Origin of the sequence: Paenibacillus vandeheii, from assembly GCF_030433635.1 — a bacterium.
In the GTDB taxonomy this organism is placed as follows: domain Bacteria; phylum Bacillota; class Bacilli; order Paenibacillales; family Paenibacillaceae; genus Paenibacillus; species Paenibacillus vandeheii.
Genome location: NZ_JAROCD010000007.1, coordinates 360,547 through 379,136, shown reverse-complemented (window position 1 = coordinate 379,136; position 18,590 = coordinate 360,547). Strand labels below are relative to the sequence as shown.

Below are 18,590 nucleotides of genomic sequence, written 5' to 3'. Positions count from 1 at the left end.
CTCCCCGTCACGTGCGCTCTGCACGGTGACGGGGAGCTTTTTGATTTTGTTATAATCGATATATGCTTAAAAATCAATCTTCAATCCAACTTCCGAATCATCAGGTGGCTCGGGAATGCGATACACACCTCTGCAGTTCAATTTCTCGACGTTGATCCAGTCCATAAAATCATCCCCTCCGTAACTACGGACAAAAACAGCGTATTCCAACTTGCCCTCATAATTAATGGACTCTGTATATTCTGTGAACGGATGTTTCCCTTCTATACTCTGCAAAAAATCTGAAAACTCCCTTCTCCACTTATCTATTTGCTCTGCATATTGATCGGGAACATAATAATAGAAACCATCTGGCGTATAGTAAGAAATTTTCATTATCATCTTGCAGACCTCCTAGATCCTAATTGGCAGACTAAAGTTTCAGGATTTCCATACCTTCTTTTAGTTGTTCTGACACAGCCGTATAATATTCGATGCCATGGGCAAGCTCCTGTTTGGTCTTATGTACCAGATAGTAGGAATATTTTCGCATCAACTCATGATTGTTCAACTCAATCGGTAAGTTAATGATTTCAATTTCATTTGAATTAAAATGATATCGATACCCTCTCTCCGATCTTCCAACTTTCATTACCGTTTTGATGACCAGCAACTCATCACGTGAAAAGGTTTTTATCAAATCTGACCTTTTCTGTTCTAAATCACGTACAAGCTTTTCACCTTGGTGTTCACTTTCTCTTTCAGCTTCAGCAATATCACTTTCAATTTCCATGATCGCTTTCATTCTTCCTGCGAGTTGTTTAGCCAATGAATACAATATATGTCCTCCTTGTAAGGATCTAGGTAAATAGGGTTATCCTCTCTACTCTACCTTATTAGCAATTCCAATCGCAAACTGTACCATTATTTGCTCCCACTTACTTCACCCTATCTGGCACTGACGTAAAAGCTCCCCAACACGTACTTAGTACGTGTTGGGGAGCTGCTCTTATTAATATGAAAAAGGCTGTGTAATGCCTTTACACTTCCTTTTAATGTCCAATGTAATGTGAAGCTTGATCCCGGGGATTGCGTGTACGCCCCCTCCTTACACGCGACTCTGATTGGAATTATACTCTTCTCTCGCGGTGCCAGCCGCTCCACCTACGATTATGCGTTTCAGACCGATAAGCATCGTATACAGGACATAACCAATCACCCCACCAAAGGTATTCAGCATAAGATCATCCACGTCGAATATGCCCATGCCCGTCAATAGCTGTGTCACTTCAAAAGCAAAACTTAAGAGCAAGGAAAGTACAAGTACCTTTGCCCCTGACAATAGCTTGTTACCCATCAGCACTGGAATGAAGATACCCAGCGGGATAAAGGCCATGATATTACCGAGCAGATGAATTGCGGTTCCGGGACGATGTAACGACAGGCTATGCCAGTCTCTTGAAATTTCCTGAAATGGCGTCAGGTTAACGGTACGCGTATGAATCAGATCCGGCTGTTGCGCGAACGTCATAAGTTGAACTCTAACGACGTTCCAATCCATCGTATGTCCCTTGAACAGGATCAGCTTGGTCAACAGATACAGATAGATGATGAATGCCGCCACCCAAACGATCTTCATATTGAACTCTTTAGGTTTCATAATGAACCTCCGTGTATATCTTGTTGTTGTTTATTCCTCCACCGTCACGACAACTCCGTTCATGTTGTCTCCCGATATCTCATATTGACCGTGTTCAGGTACGTTAATGCTCTTCTCTTTGGATGCATCGTAATAACGCACATGATAGTGCTTGTCCCCGACTTCAGCGGAAATGCTCTTTTTCTGTTGCAGCAGATCCAAATACTGCTCCAGCACCAGGTGATTATGATACATGATGGCACTGTGCGGCAGTCCCACATACCTAAAATGCCAAGGTTCATATTGAATGCCAGTGATGTGCACTTTATCCTTCGGGTAACGTAAAATGAATCCGTATTTCCATGCATTCTTCTCCAACCAAGCTCCTTCTGGCGCTTCACTCATGGCAGCCAGGGTAGAGCCGATATCCATGGACAAGCCCAGATTATGTTCACTGTGACCCGCAGGAAGCGCATAGTCCGAACCCTTTTCCTCGTAAAGCTGCTCCTGTTTCGTAAAGTCTCGATAACCACTGCTGATGAGGAAGTAACGCACGTCATCTTTCGCTGCAGCTTCAATCATCTTCTGGAACGCTTGCGCTACGTACTTTGACAACATGATACTCTGATCCAGCAAGCCGTATCCACGAACCAGATCTTGTTGTTCAGCCAAATTCACAATGTCCGTTCTAATACCCTCCGCATGAACAGGATACTCCGAATTGACGAGCAGTAAATTCCCTTTATGTACTTGATTCTTCATATCCACGTTAATGGTTTTGGTATATCCCGCCCGATTTTCAGCCGTATTCTGAATTTGCAGATTCGCTTCTTCCTTCTGCTCAAACAATGCAGGTGACTTGGAAAAAATATATCCCAGTACAATGATACATATCAAAAATCCCCACTTCTTCATCCCTTGTTCCTCCTTTACCTCGTATTATCAAGGATAGAGAAAACTAGTTAAAAAAAAGCAGGGCAATTCTAAAGTTTTTCTTAAATTTGGCATGTAACTTCATTCTAATGCAGGTAACCGAACTTCAAATACGGTCCGTACGACATCACTCTGGGCCGAAATGGTCCCATCATGCTGCTCCACAATATTTTTGGCGATAAAAAGTCCCAGACCTGTTCCACCTTCCTGAGGTGTCCGCGCTCGATCCCCGGTATAATACATATCGAAAATATGAGGCAGATCATCTGGATGAATATGTCCCCCATAGTTCATGATTTGAATGATAACCTGTCCTGCATCACGATGCCCATGAATATCCACATAAAGGCCATCGGTACCGTGACGCGCCGCATTGATTAACAGGTTCTCAAACACGCGTGCAAGCACCTCACCATCGCCGGAGATGGTTAATTCGGAATCGATATGCAGTCGGGTGACCAGATGGTTCTTTTCAAAAACGGGGTACAGCTCTTCGTTCATCTGTCTCAGCAGCTCACTAAGATCAAGTCTCTTTTTCTCAATTGGCAACATGCCATAGTTCATTCGTGTAATCTCAAACAAATCATCAATCAGTTTCTCAAGACGCTGGGATTTGGTAAAAGCAATCGCTGTAAAGTGTCTGACCTGCTCTTCCGTCAGCTGATCATCCTTCATCAACAGATCCAGATAACCCAATACTGACGTTAGGGGTGTACGCAAATCATGCGCCAGGTTTACTACCAGCTGGTCCCTGCTGCTCTCCGCAAAATCTCCCCGCTCTACCGCTTCCTTCAGCTTCAGATTTGCCAGATTGATATCCTCTGCAATCGCGCCCAGCTCGTCCTTCGTCGAAATCTGAACACGGTGCTGGAAATCTCCACTCGCGAGTTGCCGGATACCAGTAGAGATATCTTTGAAATAGGTAACATAAGGCTTCGTAAACCAGAAGAAAAACAGTATAGCAAGGGGTATGAACAGGATAAGGAAAAAGTAAATATCCCCTATGCTTTTCATAAAGTGACGATATTCAGCTAACTGATCTTCCGCACGCACTCCGGTGTAATAGTATTGCATCAGTTTATATACCCCAAAGGTAATCGCGCCAGATGCCAGCATGCTTAGACCAAGCAACAGAATCATGGTTGTTCGAAAACTTCTGCGTTTATTCATTGAATGTGTACCCCACACCCCAGATCGTTTTGATAAACTTGTTCTTGTCTACATCTTCCCCCAGCTTCTTGCGCAGGGTCCGAATATGAACCATCACGGTATTGCCGCTCTCATAATAAGCCTCTCCCCACACTTGTTCAAAGATGCTCTCTGCACTGAACACCTGTTTGGGATGATTTGCGAGCAGATACAGGATGTCAAACTCCTTCGGTGTTAATTCGATGGGCTTGCCATAAAGGGTGACGCTATGCTGATCTGGCGAGATAATGAGGCCGCCTTTCTCCAGAATGGAACGCTGGATCGGTACAGACTGGCTGAATTGAAGTGAACGACGCAGCTGGGAATTGACCCGGGCGACCAGTTCCATCGGGTTAAATGGCTTGGTCATGTAATCGTCTGCGCCCATCACGAGCCCAGTGATTTTATCCATATCCGAGGTTTTGGCGCTTAGAAAAATAATAGGCAGGTGATACTGCTCTCGAATTTTGCGGGTTACCTCATATCCATCCATACCAGGCATCATAATATCCAAAATAGCCAAATCGATTGTTTGTGTCTGAACGGCTTGAACCGCCGCTTTCCCATCGAATGCCTTGATGATGTGATATCCTTCTTTTTGCAAGTGCAATGCAACCAGATCAGCGATCTCAACTTCATCATCTGCGATCAAAATCGTAATACGTTTCATTGCTTATTCCACTCCTATATGTGATGCTCAACAATATAACATATCTGAATCCAACTTATAAATGATTGAAGGGAATCCAATATATGAAACTGGATCGTTTATTAGCCATTGTTGTGCTGTTGATCAATCGTGGCCGGGTGCAGGCCAAGGATTTGGCGGATACGTTTGAGGTGTCCATTCGTACCATCTACCGGGATATAGACACGCTGGGTCAGGCGGGTATCCCTGTCGTCACCTATCAGGGTGCAAGCGGTGGTATTGGCCTTGCAGAAGGTTACCGGCTTGACCGAAATGTGCTGACCGACAAAGATCTGGCCTCCATTGTCACTGCGCTGCGCAGTGTCTCCACCTCCCATACGAATGTGGCACGAGACCTGTTGATGGAGAAGCTCAGCAGTATCGTGCCTGAAGCCAAAAATGAAGATTTCCAGGCCAATACCAGCCGCTTTATTGTGGATTATTCCATGTGGACCCATCCCGAAGCGCTGCAAATCAAGCTCCAGCTCATTGAACAGGGCATGGATCAACTGCGGCCCATAACCTTTACCTATTGCAGTGCCGAAGGTACCCAGACCCATAGAACGACCGATCCGCATACCCTTGTGCTCAAAAAGCATTCCTGGTACCTCTATGCGTTCTGTCACGAACGCAACGAGTTCCGTATGTTTAAGCTGGTCCGCATGCGAGACGTCGCTCTTGCCCAAGGAAACTTCGAACGCAAGCCGATTAACCTGCAGGACAGGCCTTGGCTGCAAGAGTGGGCAACTCCAGATAACAAGGTGGCCCTGAGCCTGAGATTCCATGCTCGTATCCGTCACATTGCGGAGGAATGGTTTGGCATAGAGAACGTCATGCCGGATGGTGAGGGGTATTATATGAGCCAGGTCGCATTTCCGGAGGACAACTGGCTGTACGGGTTCATTCTTGGGTTTGGCGCCGATGTCGAAGTGCTGGAGCCTCTGCATATTCGGGAAGAGATTCGTAGAATTGCTGAACAAATTGCGCAAAATTATAATGCCCCGCCTCGAACCTGACAGACAGGTGTCCAGTTCCTCCCGTTATACTTCTATTATATTCAAGCTGTACATAACGAGGAGGAATTGATTATGAACGTCACCGTATGCCAGAGCTGTGGAATGCCACTCACTACGCCTGCCCAATTCGGAACAGAAACGGATGGTACTACAACCCGCGAATACTGTATCTATTGTTATAAAGAAGGCAAGTTTGAGCAACCCGATATTACGCTTGAAGGTATGATTGAAATGTGCACCGCCATCCTGAATCAGGAAGGTATGGATGAAGAATCAGCAAAGTCAATGCTGCGCAACCAACTTCCTTTTTTGAAAAGATGGAGTACGTCTGCCTCTGAACGGAACGCGGCATTTTCGGCAGAACATTCAGCTAAATCTGTTCATCCCGGTCAGGTAGATGACAATAACTCCCTATCTGCCCAACCCGTGAAATATGTCACGCTGCCAGGAAAGCGCCTTGCGGGTATGTCCGCCAGAACAACCAATGCCATTGAAATTAGTGGCACAGGCTGTATTCAGGGACTCTGGAACAGCTACTTCGCCTCAGACTATCAGCCAGCCCCTGAAGCGGCCCGCTATGGCTGTTACGCAGACTATACGGATGGCATACATGGAGAATATACCATACTGGTGGGTCATGAGGTGGGCTCGGATGAATCGTTGCCTGAGGGGGTGGATTCCGTTGATTTGCCCCCTGCAACTTATGCAGTGTTCACCTCCAGAAAGGGACCGATGGCCGAAGTCGTGGGTGAAGCCTGGGGTGCGGTGTGGTCCTGGAAAAATCAGGGGGAACGCACGTTTACCGGAGATTTCGAATTGTATGATGAGCGGAGTCTCGATCCTGAGAACGTACAAGTGGACCTGTATATTGCTGTTCACCACGAAAAATAAGTAGAAAAGTGATCATGTTCATTTCTTGATCCAAATTAGACCGTTTCGATCGGTATCTTACCGATTGAAATTCAATCCCAGATTTATGCAAAATGCTGTTAGGCTGCCAGGTTTTCCTGGCGGCTTTTTGGTGTACTCCGTTTATCTGCCTTTCGAAAAATGCTCTAATATGCACCCGACAACCGACCATGGTACCAAGTTAGCTAGCTTGCGTCGTACCTATTCAACCAGATAATAGGTCTTAATTTCGACACCATTGGCATTCCCAAAACTGGGTCTATTCACTTAACAACAGCTTCTATCCTCCCATACGAAACCTCACATATGCGGTCCTTTCCTCCTGAATTTCCTTAAAAACGTTTACATCTCCTGAATACGGGGTAAAATCACTACAACCCAATTGGAATTACACCTTAAGTTGCCTATTTCTTCTAACAAGTCACATATACCTATTTGCGTAACAGGGACGATAACCAGTCGGAATACATAACCTATTTATTAATCACATATGCATATTCGAAAATGCATTTAAGGAGGAACCAAGATGATCCGCATGCCTATTCAGCAAATGATCCCGTACCACCACCAATATCCGCGCAACACGGCGACCGTTGCTCCTAAAAAGGAGAATGAGAACACTCAAGGTCTATCCTTTCATGAAATTTTACAGCAAAAAATGGCTAAAAAGAACGCTTCTCCTTCCTTGCGATAAATGAAATGATAAGCAAAATGAGAATCGCTTGCGTGGCTGCACCGTTCTTCTGCGAAGTTGTAGATGAACGGTTATTCGCGTTTTCCCGCTAAATGTTATTACCTCAGTATTTTACTTATGTACAGTCTATTGTTACATCCCTATAAACCTCTATAATGGGTTAAACATCTGCGACACTTTATTGAATCAACATCCATTTCAGGGGGCAAATATGATGATGACTATCGGCTGTTTTCACGCTCACTATTCCAACATTGCATTGATTGAAGAAGCACTCGCTCCTTATGAGGTTGAACTCGTACACTATGTCGATCCGGGTCTGGATCGCCTCAAACATGATGCTGATTTCACAGAGGCAATGACGCATGAGAAAGTATCCCAAACGCTGCAATGGATCGCACACTGTCACGCAGATACCATACTCGTCACCTGTACCCTGTTTGCGGCCGTACTTGAGCAGGAGGCACAACATATTCCCGTCCCGGTGATTGGCATCGATGATCCATTACTTCAGGAAATGAAACGAGTACCGGGGAAATACATATTGGCGTTTACCAACCCTGCAACAGTTGAAGGAACGCTGGCACGGGTGAATCAGGCTTTGCAGCAGGATGATGAGAATGGACAGCGAAACGGGATTGACACTGTAGAAGCTGAAGCGGTATTGATCCCGGGTACATTCTAGTTAATTATGCGAGGCGATAAGGAAGGTTATCTTGCGGAAGTGAGTGCTGGATTGCAGCAGATTGCTGAGCAGTCCCCGGGAAGCACGTTAGTAGCTGCTCAACTGTCCATGGCTCCCGCAGCAGCACGAGTTACAGCAGCTACCGGCATGTTGATCTTTAGCCCGCTGGCATCGCTTTCGACTTATTTGGAGAAGAAGTTGAGCATAGTTCGGCGTTAATGTTGAGCGGTGAGCGGTAAGTGTTTTTTGAGCGGTGCGTCGATATTTGAAAGTGATTTTCCAGACTGCTTATATCGGTAACGTCACGCCAAAGATGAATCAGTGATGCGACATCTCATCTGAAGAACTTGTTCCAGAAGTTCTCTTGCTCTAGATTGGAGCAAAGGCTCTAACGAACCCAGCGCGTCTTATTATCAGAATTATCGTGATCTGCTAAGTTTAACGAATCTCAGCCACGCTATTGGGGTCCAGACATGCGATTTCAGTACAGCAGGACATGCATTTCAAGAAATAACGTCTCTATGATTCGTTAAATCGCAGACCTGTGGAAATTACGGCAAATAGCGTGTGCTCGGTTCGTTAGGGGCTGAGCTACTCTTTCAACGACGTAATCATGTTCACAATGTTAATTATTGCGCTCCTCACATACATAGACCGTAAAAAGAAGTGACCCGCACAGGTTGACGGCCTGACGGGTCACTTCGTCTGAACTAAATAGGTTGTTTCGTACTTCTTGTCCTCTTAGATTAAGTGTGCACACCACATACCGGGTTAAAGCCGCTCTTCTCCACGATCACGGAGAGGAACGGCTTTTCACCATATCAGGCTGCCCAGATTGCGTTGTAACAACGCTTAGGAGCGTGTTCGGTATTCCTCAGCCTTTTCCTGCATGCCAGCAGCCAGGGCCTCATTCTCGGACAATCCTTTGTCCGCGGCAAAAGCACGAATATCCTGCGTAATGCGCATGCTGCAGAATTTAGGCCCACACATGGAGCAAAAATGGGCCTCCTTGGCCCCTTCAGCCGGGAGTGTCTCATCGTGATATGATAGCGCCCGTTCCGGATCCAGCGACAGGTTGAACTGATCCCGCCAGCGGAACTCGAACCGTGCTTTGGACAGCGCATCGTCCCGTCGCTGGGCACGCGGATGACCTTTCGCCAGATCGGCAGCATGTGCAGCGATCTTGTAGGCGATAACCCCTTCCCGCACGTCATCCTTATTGGGTAGGCCCAGATGTTCTTTTGGCGTAACATAACAGAGCATCGACGTACCGAACCAGCCGATCATCGCTGCTCCAATTGCTGAGGTAATATGGTCATATCCCGGTGCAATATCGGTCGTCAACGGTCCCAACGTATAGAACGGCGCTTCTTTGCAAATCTCCATTTGCAGATCGACATTCTCCTTGATCTTGTGCATCGGCACATGTCCCGGACCTTCGATCATCACCTGCACATCATGCTTCCAGGCGATTTGCGTCAGTTCACCAAGCGTAGCCAGTTCCGCCATCTGGGCTTCATCATTGGCATCGTAGATGCTTCCTGGGCGCAGCCCGTCTCCAAGAGAGAACGCCACGTCATACCTTTTCATAATCTCACAGATTTCTTCAAAATGGGTATACAGAAAATTCTCCTGATGATGCGCAAGGCACCATGCCGCCATAATAGACCCGCCCCGTGACACAATGCCCGTCATGCGTTTGGCGGTCATCGGGATATAACGCAGCAGCACGCCTGCATGGATCGTAAAGTAATCCACGCCCTGCTCTGCCTGCTCAATGAGTGTGTCACGATACAACTCCCAGGTCAGTGCTTCGGCTTCACCATTGACCTTCTCCAGCGCCTGATAGAGCGGCACCGTTCCGATCGGTACCGGAGAATTGCGAATGATCCATTCCCGAGTCGTATGAATGTCCTTGCCTGTGGAAAGATCCATCACCGTATCCGACCCCCAGCGTACCGCCCAGGTCATCTTCTCCACCTCTTCCTCGATAGAGGACGATACGGCAGAGTTTCCGATGTTCGCATTAATCTTCACATGAAAATGACGCCCGATCAGCATCGGCTCGCTCTCCGGGTGATTGATGTTCGACGGAAGGATCGCCCTGCCACTCGCCAGCTCCTGTCGCACAAACTCCGGCTCCACGCTTTCACGAATGGCGGCGAACTCCATTTCCGGTGTGATGATTCCCTGTCGTGCATAATGCATCTGGGTCACGCTGCGCCCAGCTATTCCTCGCAAGGGTTGACCACGCAACCCTGGATACTCCTCGGCTCCAGCTCGCTTCCCTCCTGGCTTCAGACCGTTATCTTCCGGCTTTACCGTCCGTCCCCGGTAAGCTTCAACATCTTCACGCTCCGTAATCCAGCGTGTACGCAGCGCTGGCAGACCCGCCCGGATATCGGCATGAAATCCGGGATCGGTCATCGGCCCGCTCGTATCGTAGACACGCAGCGGTTCGTTATGCTCCACTCCTTGGGGAGTATTCGTGTCATGAAGGGCAATTTCACGCTCCGGTACAGCAATGTCCGGTCGAGAGCCATAAATGTAAACTTTGCGGCTGCCCGGGAAGGGCTGAACCCGTCCTGTTGTCCCTTTTTCCTTTGCCAACTGCTGATCCTGCTCGTCCTGTCCCATCGTTCTGTTCCCTTTACTCATCGCTCTTGTCTCCTCCTCATTGGTGATCGTCTGGATTAAAATGCTTGCGCACTTGTCCCGAATCATCCACAACATAGATAAAGAAAGAGCGACCATACGACAGAAAGCAGGGACATCACATTTAGTAATACGTAGGCAGTCAATGCAAATGAACTCTATCCCAGAAGCTTGGCAGATGCTCCCGGGTACTTTGCCCAAAAGCAGTTCTGGCAGCTTCTTCCGCCTGTTTACTGTATAAAAAAAGCCGGTTCCCAAGGGAACCGGCTTATGTCCATCACCAATAACGCACCTTATAAAGGCTCCATAGCGGAGCCCATCCATAGGCCACATCATGTGGTGTTCGTGGTCGTATCGCCGATTACTTCCCTACGCTGGTATGATCCAGATCAGGTGCAAAGGGTCCGGAATCTCATGCGATTCCGTCTCAGTCCGGACAATTCGGACTCCCCCAGTAACGTTAACAAGTTGCAGCATCTAAGCCGCAAATGCATATTCAATTATGCTGGCCCCGTTGGGCCGTCCATTACAGAGTAGCGCAACCGAATCATAAAAACAACCTTTATATTCAAGAAAATAAAATCAGGATAACATAAGCCCCATCTGGGTGGCCGCTTCCTTCAACACAGGTGCATATTCATGCAACGTCTCCTGTGAGAGACGACTGACAGGCCCGGATACCGACAGGGCAGCAGCGATGTTGCCTCTTCGATCCATGATAGGTACAGATACTGCCGCAGCTCCCGGCTCACGCTCCTCATAACTTGTGGCGTAACCGTTCTCCACAATATCCATCATCTGTGCCAAGTATACTTTGGGATCAATAAACACCGGCCACTCCGGTCCGTTCATCAGCTCTTCCCGGTCCTCTTCGGTTGCAAACGCCATGAGCACCTTGCTGGATGCCCCTACAGACAACGGAAGTCTGACCCCAACCGGTGCCACCCGGCGAATCGCCTGATCACTCTGCACGGCTTGAATCCGAATCCGCTCACTGCCATCACGCAGATACAAGCTCACGGTTTCGCCCAGTCGATCTCTCAGCCGCTCCATCGCAGGAAGGAGCAGAATGGCCGGATCATCACTGCGAGACATGTGGGCAGACAGCTCCCAGATGCGTATGCCGAGTCGATACTTCTCGGTTGCTGCATCCCGGATCACGAACCCTTTCTCCTCCAAAGTAGCCATCAGACGATGGACTGTACTTTTATGCAGACCGATCTGAGTGGCAATTTCAGTGAGTCCCAGATCACTGCGCGTTGTAAAACACAATAATATATCCAGCGCCCGTTCTACAGCCCGGACGGTTAACTTTCGGTCTTCCATGGCATATTGCCCTCCTCATGTTTCATCACATGAAACTTGGTTACATAAATTATATGAGAAACGGTCTCATCTGTAAACTAAAAAGCGCCAATTGGAATAGGGATAATTGTAAATATTTTCTTTTTATAAATATAAATCCCCTGCAATTTGCACCCTCAGGAAATGTTAACCATATATCTTCAGAACTATATAACAATTGCGTAACAAATGGCTCCAATCAATTGACTTTGACTATATTGGAACATACGATAAAGATATATTAAATTAAGATTTTGCTTCATACGTAGTCAGTACAATCATTTATCCGCTCTGTTCGTCTCGTTGTTATCTTCATTTGATTTTTTAAAGGAGGGGCAATCATGTATCCGACATCCCAGAGCGAAGCCCCGCTGCAAACGAAAGTGTCAGATCTGCCTTCTTCGTTATCACCGAGGCTGATCCGGTTCAAACATATTGTCGTGGCGTTGCTGCTCTCCGTTGTATTTTTTCTGCTCTTTTGTTTCATTGCACTACACGGTTATATTGCTTGGGTATTATCCAATCCAACGGTAGCGCCTGTCTTCTCTAATCCCATGCAGGCCAAGAACATGAAGTATCAAGACATCACGTTTCCAGCAGCAGACGGCAGTCGAACGATGCAGGGTTGGTATATCCCGGCTGACGATAATGCAAATAAAACCATCATATTCAGCCATGGATATGGTGCAAATCGTGAAGAAACCTGGGTACCGATGTATGACCTGGCCCATTATGCTCACCAACTCGGCTTCAATGTGGTCATGTTCGATTACGGCTTCGCTTCACAGGTGAACAAAGCCGTCGCCACAGGCGGCAAAGCCGAATCCCAGCAGCTGCTTGGCGCAATCCAGTTTGCGAAGCAGCGCGGAGCTCAGGAGCTTGTTGTATGGGGCTTCTCCATGGGTGCAGGTACAGCCCTCCAGACTGGGCTGATTACCAAAGATGTGGATGCGATGATTCTGGACAGCACGTTCCTGCTTGAGCCGGATACACTGTACCATAACATCCATAATCAGATTGATCTGCCGCGTCAGCCTACGCTGCAGATTATGAATCTGCTGTTCCCAATTCTGAACGGGACCGGATTGCAGCAGATTCCGTATCAGGAAGTGAAAAAGGAAGATTATCCGTTCCCTATTTTCTTCATCCATGGTACCGAGGATGAGAAAGCTCCTTACCCGATTGCGGAGCTGCTCGCTGCCAACCAGACCAATCCGTATTCCGATGAATGGATTGTGGATGGTGCGCATCATGAGCTGATCTTCCGGGAGCATCCGAAGGAGTACCTGCGCCGCGTCTCTACATTCCTGAGTCATGTGACAAAGACGAGCAGCGATGATGTGGATAATACCAATAATGGAGAATCGTGATGATTCGGTAATTCAAGAGCCCTTAGGGGCTCTTTTTTTTATGTACACATAGGACAACATGCCGGGAGAATATACTCTTGGGACGTAATTAAAGACAGCTCTAGCTTGTGTATTACAAAATTGAGCGAACCGGGGGGTCCAATTTCATTTCTGCTGCTGGATCTAGATTTTAATTCATTTGAACGGAGGTTTACCACTTATGAATTGGTATGGATATGGACATCTGCTGCCTCTGCGGGTACTTGAAGAAGTTCGTTTCTGGAAAGAGCAAGAAAAGGAACATACGATTATCATCCGTGCATTGATTCCTGATCTTGAACCCTCATATGTCCAATGGCTTGCGGAATGGGAAGCCATCTTTGAGAACAGCGAAAGAGTCGCGAATCAGTTGTTGAAGCAAGTACTGCCGGGAACCCAGCCTCCTGCCCCCTACATCATCCGCTGTATTGAACAGCTCGTGGCTGAAGCCTGCGCACAATCGCGAGAGTTCATTAGACAGCTATATGTCCTGTTGGAGCAAAGCACTGCTGTTCAGTCTGTCCCGCTTGCCAAAATGGTTATTCTGCATTTCATTCGCGAATCCGAGTATTTCCTGGGGGTACTTGAAACGCTGAAACAACATGGAGCTATGCGAGATTCGGTGTCTGATTCTACTTTTTCACTGGAACATATTCTTCAAACCTCGGGGCAACCGGCTGATCCCAACCTACACGTTGCCTCCACGTCCGTGTCTGGACAGTCCCATCGTGAAGCTGTAGAAAATCCGTCTTCGGCTGCGGGAAAAGTCAACACCCCCCATCCATCCGTACAGGCGCAGTCTTCAGCTGCTGTTCAGTCTCCCAATGCAAACGAAGAGGGCACACCCAACTCTAACGCAGCGGGGGTCAAGGAGAAACCTGTGCCTATTGGCGGACACACATTGCCACCCTTACCTTATGCCTACAATGCGCTGGAGCCACATATTGACGAGATGACCATGCGCATACATCATGACAAGCACCATCAATCCTACGTCGACGGACTGAACACCGCGGAGAAAAAGCTGGCAGAATCGCGGAAAAAGAATAATTTCGAACTCGTCAAACATTGGGAACGAGAACTCGCGTTTAATGGTGCAGGCCATTACCTGCATACGATCTTCTGGACGATCATGAATCCCAAAGGTGGAGGCAAGCCTTCCGGCATGCTCGCTGAACAGATCAAGCGGGATTTCGGCAGCTATGAAGCGTTCAAGAATCAATTCACCGAAGCCGCGAACAAAGTGGAAGGCAGCGGCTGGTCCATGCTGGTCTGGAGCCCACGGGCACACAGATTGGAAATTTTGCAGGCGGAGAAACACCAGAACTTATCCCAGTCCGACATTGTGCCTCTCCTGCCGCTTGATGTATGGGAACACGCCTACTATCTGAAACATCAGAATGAACGCAAAAAATATATCGAGGACTGGTGGAAGGTTGTGTACTGGCCAGCTGTGGCCGAACGTTACGAAACTGCACGCAAGCTGTTATGGCCGCCTTATTAGGATTCTCGGGCTAAGCATAGCATCGGGGGAGTACTCTGGAGCGCATTGAATCTATCGTGCAATATGTTGATGTAAAAAAAGAGATATCTCCAGCCGAATGACTGAAAGATATCTCTTTGAGTTTGAATACAACTATTTACTTGCGGATAGAAGCTGCCTCAATCGCTTCAGAAGCCCAATGTGTGGCAGGTACATCCGACCACTGTCCTGCCGCATTCGTTTCAGCTTGAAGTCCAATCAGCTTATTCAGCATTGTAACAGCTTCAGCGCGGGTTATCGGCTGACTTGGACGGAACGTGCCATCCTTGTATCCGGTAACTACTCCCGCCGAACTTAATTGTTCTACTGCTTGTTGCGCCCAATGCTCGTTCACATCGGTAAATGCTGTCGGCGCAGTAGTCATCTGATTAGATGTTAATAACGGCTGTAACACGACAGCCATTTCCGCGCGGGTAATCGCTTGATCCGGCTTAAAGCTGCCATCTGTATAGCCTTGAACAGAACCGGATTGGGCTGCTGCTGATATAGCCGCCTGTGCCCAGTGGCTGGATGTAACATCTGTAAATTCATGACTTCCCTCAAGAGTAGATGTTCCCAGAATACGCGTGATTAATGTTGCCATTTCCGCACGAGTTACATTACGCTCTGGTCGGAAGCTGCCATCCGTATACCCCTGAATATAAGGTTGTGCTTTCAAGGTGTTGTCTGTCCAGCCTTTGACCTTAACAATGGAGAATGTACTGAATTTGTTTACTTCAATCTCGACGCCTTGCTGATTGTCACCGTTTAGGGTAACCCGTTTGCCGTGAACAAGCTCCTTCGTTCCATCACTATGCTCAATATATACACCTAGCTCCTCAGACTTCACACCTGCAACCTGATTAGCATCTAAAGGCAATATGAGCGTAACAGGTCTGCTCTGTAGATTCGTTTCGATCGTCATTGGACGTCCAATGATCTGGATATCTGTTGTGCCTACGAATTGGATGATCGACTCATTCGCCTGTGCTCTCGTTTGGATCTCTAAACGTTGGGATTCCTTCTTCACCGGTACAAGACGGAAATAAATATCATCTGTGCGTCCGTTTAAGGAACTCGCCGGAATGGTAATCTTCACATTAGGATTGGAAATAACCAGATCCACTCCTTGCTCAGCCAGCATTGCTGACGATTGTGGAGAGAGCTTCAGATCCCACTGTGATACTTCATCTTTTGCGTCTGGAATCAAGACAACCGCTGTGCGGGAGCCTGTCTGTTTCAACTGGTCGATAATGGTTTGCGTTTTGCTCTGATCAAGAAGAAGTTCATCCTTAACCGTACCATCTGTTCCTCGAGTACGATTAATCTCCAAGGAAGCTATGGTTGAAGCCTGATCTCCATTCTCCACATTTACTTTGATAACTTCTCTCTGTGGAGTTGGTGGAGTTGTTGGCGTTACAGGAGTAGGAGTAATAACTCCCCCACTTCCCCCATTACCTGGCGTTTCTGGATTGGATGGAGTTATGTTAATCTTCACTGAATTAGAAATTCCATATTCGGATACGCCATCTTCATATACAGCTCTAACAGCGAAAATATATTTTCCGCCTTCTCTAAGATCATTAATTTCCCAACTACTATTCAAAATATTAGAAGTAACAAGTACCCATTGTGAAGGGTCTACTGGTGCTGATGAACCTTCGTACATATAGACCGAAGCTAATCCGTTCATGATTGGATCCCAAGTTAACGTAACCTTTTTCTCACCTTTTGTTGCCACTACATGCTGTGGTACAGGAAAGTTCGGGTCTGGGTCTGGACTCGGGATCACAACGTTAGATGCAACATAATCTGAATTTTCTTCATCGGAAGTATACGATCTAACTGCAAATATATAGGACTGCCCATTTGTCAGATCACTGATATGTCCATCACTGTAACTGTCCGTCACATCTGTCCACAGATCGGGATCCTCAGGCGCTGCTGTTCCTTGGTACATATACACGCGATAATCTAATTCTGGCTCTGTAGTCCATTCAATGGCAACCTGACCATCACCAGGTGTAGCCACTAAGTTTTTTGGAAGAGGAGTTGAGTTTGCAAGTGTTGAATATCCCCGATCTCCCATGTTCTTGAGCTGACCATTCTTATCTTCTACCGCCAGGAACACTCGGTACCAAGTGTTCTCGTCCAATCCTGTGAACAAGAACGATTTTTCTTCATTAGCTTCTAGATCAACATAAGATAGATTAGCTAAGGCATGTAATTTAGTATCTTCTTCCGACTGTCCTACGATTTCCTGATCAAACAATTGATTGTCATAATAAAATCTACCAGCTTCATTAAGCTTCACCGTAACTTTAGATGTGGACTGAGTAACTGTTCCGTACATAGGATATGGATACAGATAACCTATTGTAGGATCGGGCAGTGGTGGAGTCGGTGCATTCATAAGCTTGGATGAACGCAATATCGGATACCCATCATTGATGCCTTGTCGAAGTGTCCAAACTTCATCGAAATCCCATCCGCTGTAATTGGATTGTTGTTTCATCTGTTCGGTAAGAACTCCCAATGCGTAGATCGAATTGCTCTGCTGGCTAGTATTACTTTTGTTCAAATCATAATAATTACTGGACAAGCTTACTTCACCTTCTGGATCATCAAAAGAACCTATGACTGACCCAATGGTCTGTTCATCAATCGGTGATGATGAATGATCAGGAACAGTGATATCCATAGACGCAGCCATATAATTATTTTGAATATTGATTTTTGCGGAGGCTGTTTCTCCATTTTTTTTCACTTCACCAATCAGTCCGCCAATGGCTTCAGCAGAAAAATCATTATACCCTGTAGCATTAGATCTCACTGAACCAACCACATAGTTATCCGCAACGGTTTGGCCAAGTTCATAATTAAGTTGGCCAATCAAGCCGCCTACCTGGTAGTTACCCGTCACCTGTCCTGAAGCGTAGCTCTGACGAATGAAATTATCATTCGACTCTCCGATTAGTCCACCTATAGCCTCATAACCACTCACTGTACCCTCAGCAGCATTTGCAATGAACGTGCTTTTATTACTTTCTCCAACAAGTCCCCCGAGTGAGTCGCCATCCTCACCTAAGGCGATTACCGCGACATTAGTGCTGTTATTTATATATTCACTTTCGTCCGATAAACCTGAAATACCGCCTACTCTCATATTCCCTTGTATATTTCCACTGATGTGGACCCCTTCAATGCGCGACTCTATACTCCGTCCGGCAAGTCCGCCTACGATCACATTTCCTTTTATAGAGACATCGTTTAATATAAGATTTTTAACCTCAGCACCTTGTAATACAGAGAACAGCCCCACATCGTTCTGATTCTCATCCGTCGTTTTCAAACCGGAAATCGAGTAACCATTCCCATCGAACTTGCCTGTAAAAGGTATACGTTCACCTTCTACTTCATCGGCAATCGGTGACCAAGATCCCCCATTCAAATACGTACTCATCACTGCTTCAGTAATATCATTCTTCAGCTTGTAATTACCGTTTAAATCTTCTCTCACACAAGCTAGTTCTTCAGGCGTACTAATGAGCTTCCACTCAACATCATCAGAATCCTTTTCCGTCAGGTCATAGCAACTCTTGGCCTGTACGACACCTTGTTGAAATACGACTGGCAGCATGCCGAAGACCATAAGGAATGTTAGTATCACAATCCCTATTCGTCTCAGGAGCCTGGAGCGCTTCTGGTGATCCTTTTTTCGCATGTTCGAATCTTCCCTTCTCTATCTGTTGTAGGAAGATTATACCTATCAGCTCTGAACGGATTCTGAACATTTATCGGCATTTTTCGTGAAAACATGCCTTTTCTCGCATTTTCGCAAAAAACTTTCAAATGAGCATGTTTCTTCCCGTGCAATTGTTGTTCAGCGGGGCGCGCCTGAATCGAATAATCCAAATGCAGATAAAAAAAAGCAAGCCTCTATACTAGAG

Annotated in this window: 16 protein-coding genes, 1 pseudogene and 1 riboswitch; of the genes and pseudogenes, 8 read left to right on the top strand and 9 right to left on the bottom strand. The window is 46.8% G+C overall.

From position 1 onward, the window contains the following. Positions 1 to 66: 66 nt before the first annotated feature. From P5G61_RS16410 to P5G61_RS16385, 6 genes and pseudogenes are all read right to left on the bottom strand, one after another. A complete protein-coding gene (locus P5G61_RS16410) occupies positions 67 to 381 on the bottom strand; it encodes a hypothetical protein (RefSeq protein ID WP_094939450.1) in 315 nt (104 codons plus the stop codon). 31 nt (positions 382 to 412) lie between these two features. Then, complete coding sequence (locus tag P5G61_RS16405; protein WP_301247501.1) at positions 413 to 817, bottom strand: hypothetical protein; 405 nt, start codon at positions 815 to 817, stop codon at positions 413 to 415. A 270-nt stretch (positions 818 to 1,087) separates the two neighbouring features. Further along, entirely contained in the window at positions 1,088 to 1,639 is a 552-nt protein-coding gene (locus P5G61_RS16400) for a VanZ family protein (RefSeq protein WP_301247500.1), read from the bottom strand. 233 nt (positions 1,640 to 1,872) lie between these two features. After that, positions 1,873 to 2,200 (bottom strand): annotated as a pseudogene (locus tag P5G61_RS32065) (M15 family metallopeptidase); the annotation flags it as partial. A gap of 432 nt (positions 2,201 to 2,632) precedes the next feature. Further along, positions 2,633 to 3,721, bottom strand: coding sequence for a HAMP domain-containing sensor histidine kinase (locus P5G61_RS16390; RefSeq protein WP_079348883.1), 1,089 nt, complete (start codon positions 3,719 to 3,721; stop codon positions 2,633 to 2,635). Further along, entirely contained in the window at positions 3,714 to 4,409 is a 696-nt protein-coding gene (locus P5G61_RS16385) for a response regulator transcription factor (protein WP_024633012.1), read from the bottom strand. Before P5G61_RS16385 ends, P5G61_RS16390 begins: the two co-directional genes overlap by 8 nt. Before the next feature lie 83 nt (positions 4,410 to 4,492). Here P5G61_RS16385 and P5G61_RS16380 point away from each other — a divergent pair, with 83 nt between their 5' ends. The 6 genes from P5G61_RS16380 to P5G61_RS31935 all read left to right on the top strand — a co-directional run bounded on the left by P5G61_RS16380 (position 4,493) and on the right by P5G61_RS31935 (position 8,401). Beyond that, positions 4,493 to 5,443 (top strand): helix-turn-helix transcriptional regulator, encoded by a 951-nt coding sequence (locus P5G61_RS16380; RefSeq protein ID WP_301247498.1) that lies wholly within the window; start codon positions 4,493 to 4,495, stop codon positions 5,441 to 5,443. Positions 5,444 to 5,515: 72 nt separating this feature from the next. After that, positions 5,516 to 6,334, top strand: a complete 819-nt coding sequence (locus P5G61_RS16375) for a zinc ribbon domain-containing protein (protein WP_301247497.1) — start codon at positions 5,516 to 5,518, stop codon at positions 6,332 to 6,334. Between the two features lie 544 nt (positions 6,335 to 6,878). Then, positions 6,879 to 7,046, top strand: coding sequence for a hypothetical protein (locus P5G61_RS16370; protein WP_179132768.1), 168 nt, complete (start codon positions 6,879 to 6,881; stop codon positions 7,044 to 7,046). 214 nt (positions 7,047 to 7,260) lie between these two features. Next, positions 7,261 to 7,731: a hypothetical protein gene (locus tag P5G61_RS16365; RefSeq protein ID WP_301247496.1), complete on the top strand. Its 471-nt coding sequence runs from the start codon at positions 7,261 to 7,263 to the stop codon at positions 7,729 to 7,731. Between the two features lie 6 nt (positions 7,732 to 7,737). Then, positions 7,738 to 7,950, top strand: a complete 213-nt coding sequence (locus P5G61_RS16360) for a hypothetical protein (protein WP_301247495.1) — start codon at positions 7,738 to 7,740, stop codon at positions 7,948 to 7,950. Positions 7,951 to 8,317: 367 nt separating this feature from the next. Beyond that, the gene (locus tag P5G61_RS31935) at positions 8,318 to 8,401 is read left to right on the top strand and encodes a putative holin-like toxin (RefSeq protein ID WP_363325748.1); all 84 of its coding nucleotides are present in this window, start codon (positions 8,318 to 8,320) and stop codon (positions 8,399 to 8,401) included. A gap of 182 nt (positions 8,402 to 8,583) precedes the next feature. On the opposite strand, the gene thiC is transcribed toward P5G61_RS31935, so the two are convergent. Continuing rightward, positions 8,584 to 10,368, bottom strand: a complete 1,785-nt coding sequence (gene thiC, locus P5G61_RS16355; protein ID WP_301247551.1) for a phosphomethylpyrimidine synthase ThiC — start codon at positions 10,366 to 10,368, stop codon at positions 8,584 to 8,586. A gap of 367 nt (positions 10,369 to 10,735) precedes the next feature. Continuing rightward, positions 10,736 to 10,849: riboswitch (TPP riboswitch) on the bottom strand. Positions 10,850 to 10,968: 119 nt separating this feature from the next. Further along, positions 10,969 to 11,712: an IclR family transcriptional regulator gene (locus tag P5G61_RS16350; protein WP_301247494.1), complete on the bottom strand. Its 744-nt coding sequence runs from the start codon at positions 11,710 to 11,712 to the stop codon at positions 10,969 to 10,971. A gap of 359 nt (positions 11,713 to 12,071) precedes the next feature. Between P5G61_RS16350 and P5G61_RS16345 the strand changes: the two genes are divergently transcribed. Further along, entirely contained in the window at positions 12,072 to 13,100 is a 1,029-nt protein-coding gene (locus P5G61_RS16345) for an alpha/beta hydrolase (RefSeq protein ID WP_301247493.1), read from the top strand. Between the two features lie 199 nt (positions 13,101 to 13,299). Beyond that, on the top strand, positions 13,300 to 14,622 hold the full coding sequence (locus P5G61_RS16340) for a Fe-Mn family superoxide dismutase (RefSeq protein WP_301247492.1): 1,323 nt from the start codon (positions 13,300 to 13,302) through the stop codon (positions 14,620 to 14,622). Positions 14,623 to 14,758: 136 nt separating this feature from the next. On the opposite strand, the gene P5G61_RS16335 is transcribed toward P5G61_RS16340, so the two are convergent. Then, complete coding sequence (locus tag P5G61_RS16335) at positions 14,759 to 18,364, bottom strand: S-layer homology domain-containing protein (RefSeq protein ID WP_301247491.1); 3,606 nt, start codon at positions 18,362 to 18,364, stop codon at positions 14,759 to 14,761. Positions 18,365 to 18,590: the final 226 nt, after the last annotated feature.

What these genes read in the sequence shown, in the direction of transcription:
- P5G61_RS16380 (WP_301247498.1), top strand. Translation starts at nt 4,493, where the DNA reads ATGAAACTGGATCGTTTATTAGCCATTGTTGTGCTGTTGATCAATCGT.
- P5G61_RS16370 (WP_179132768.1), top strand. Translation starts at nt 6,879, where the DNA reads ATGATCCGCATGCCTATTCAGCAAATGATCCCGTACCACCACCAATAT.
- P5G61_RS16350 (WP_301247494.1), bottom strand. Translation starts at nt 11,712, where the DNA reads ATGGAAGACCGAAAGTTAACCGTCCGGGCTGTAGAACGGGCGCTGGAT.
- P5G61_RS16390 (WP_079348883.1), bottom strand. Translation starts at nt 3,721, where the DNA reads ATGAATAAACGCAGAAGTTTTCGAACAACCATGATTCTGTTGCTTGGT.
- P5G61_RS16400 (WP_301247500.1), bottom strand. Translation starts at nt 1,639, where the DNA reads ATGAAACCTAAAGAGTTCAATATGAAGATCGTTTGGGTGGCGGCATTC.
- P5G61_RS16365 (WP_301247496.1), top strand. Translation starts at nt 7,261, where the DNA reads ATGATGACTATCGGCTGTTTTCACGCTCACTATTCCAACATTGCATTG.
- P5G61_RS16410 (WP_094939450.1), bottom strand. Translation starts at nt 381, where the DNA reads ATGATAATGAAAATTTCTTACTATACGCCAGATGGTTTCTATTATTAT.
- thiC (WP_301247551.1), bottom strand. Translation starts at nt 10,368, where the DNA reads ATGGGACAGGACGAGCAGGATCAGCAGTTGGCAAAGGAAAAAGGGACA.
- P5G61_RS16345 (WP_301247493.1), top strand. Translation starts at nt 12,072, where the DNA reads ATGTATCCGACATCCCAGAGCGAAGCCCCGCTGCAAACGAAAGTGTCA.
- P5G61_RS16335 (WP_301247491.1), bottom strand. Translation starts at nt 18,364, where the DNA reads ATGCGAAAAAAGGATCACCAGAAGCGCTCCAGGCTCCTGAGACGAATA.
- P5G61_RS16340 (WP_301247492.1), top strand. Translation starts at nt 13,300, where the DNA reads ATGAATTGGTATGGATATGGACATCTGCTGCCTCTGCGGGTACTTGAA.
- P5G61_RS16360 (WP_301247495.1), top strand. Translation starts at nt 7,738, where the DNA reads ATGCGAGGCGATAAGGAAGGTTATCTTGCGGAAGTGAGTGCTGGATTG.
- P5G61_RS16385 (WP_024633012.1), bottom strand. Translation starts at nt 4,409, where the DNA reads ATGAAACGTATTACGATTTTGATCGCAGATGATGAAGTTGAGATCGCT.
- P5G61_RS16375 (WP_301247497.1), top strand. Translation starts at nt 5,516, where the DNA reads ATGAACGTCACCGTATGCCAGAGCTGTGGAATGCCACTCACTACGCCT.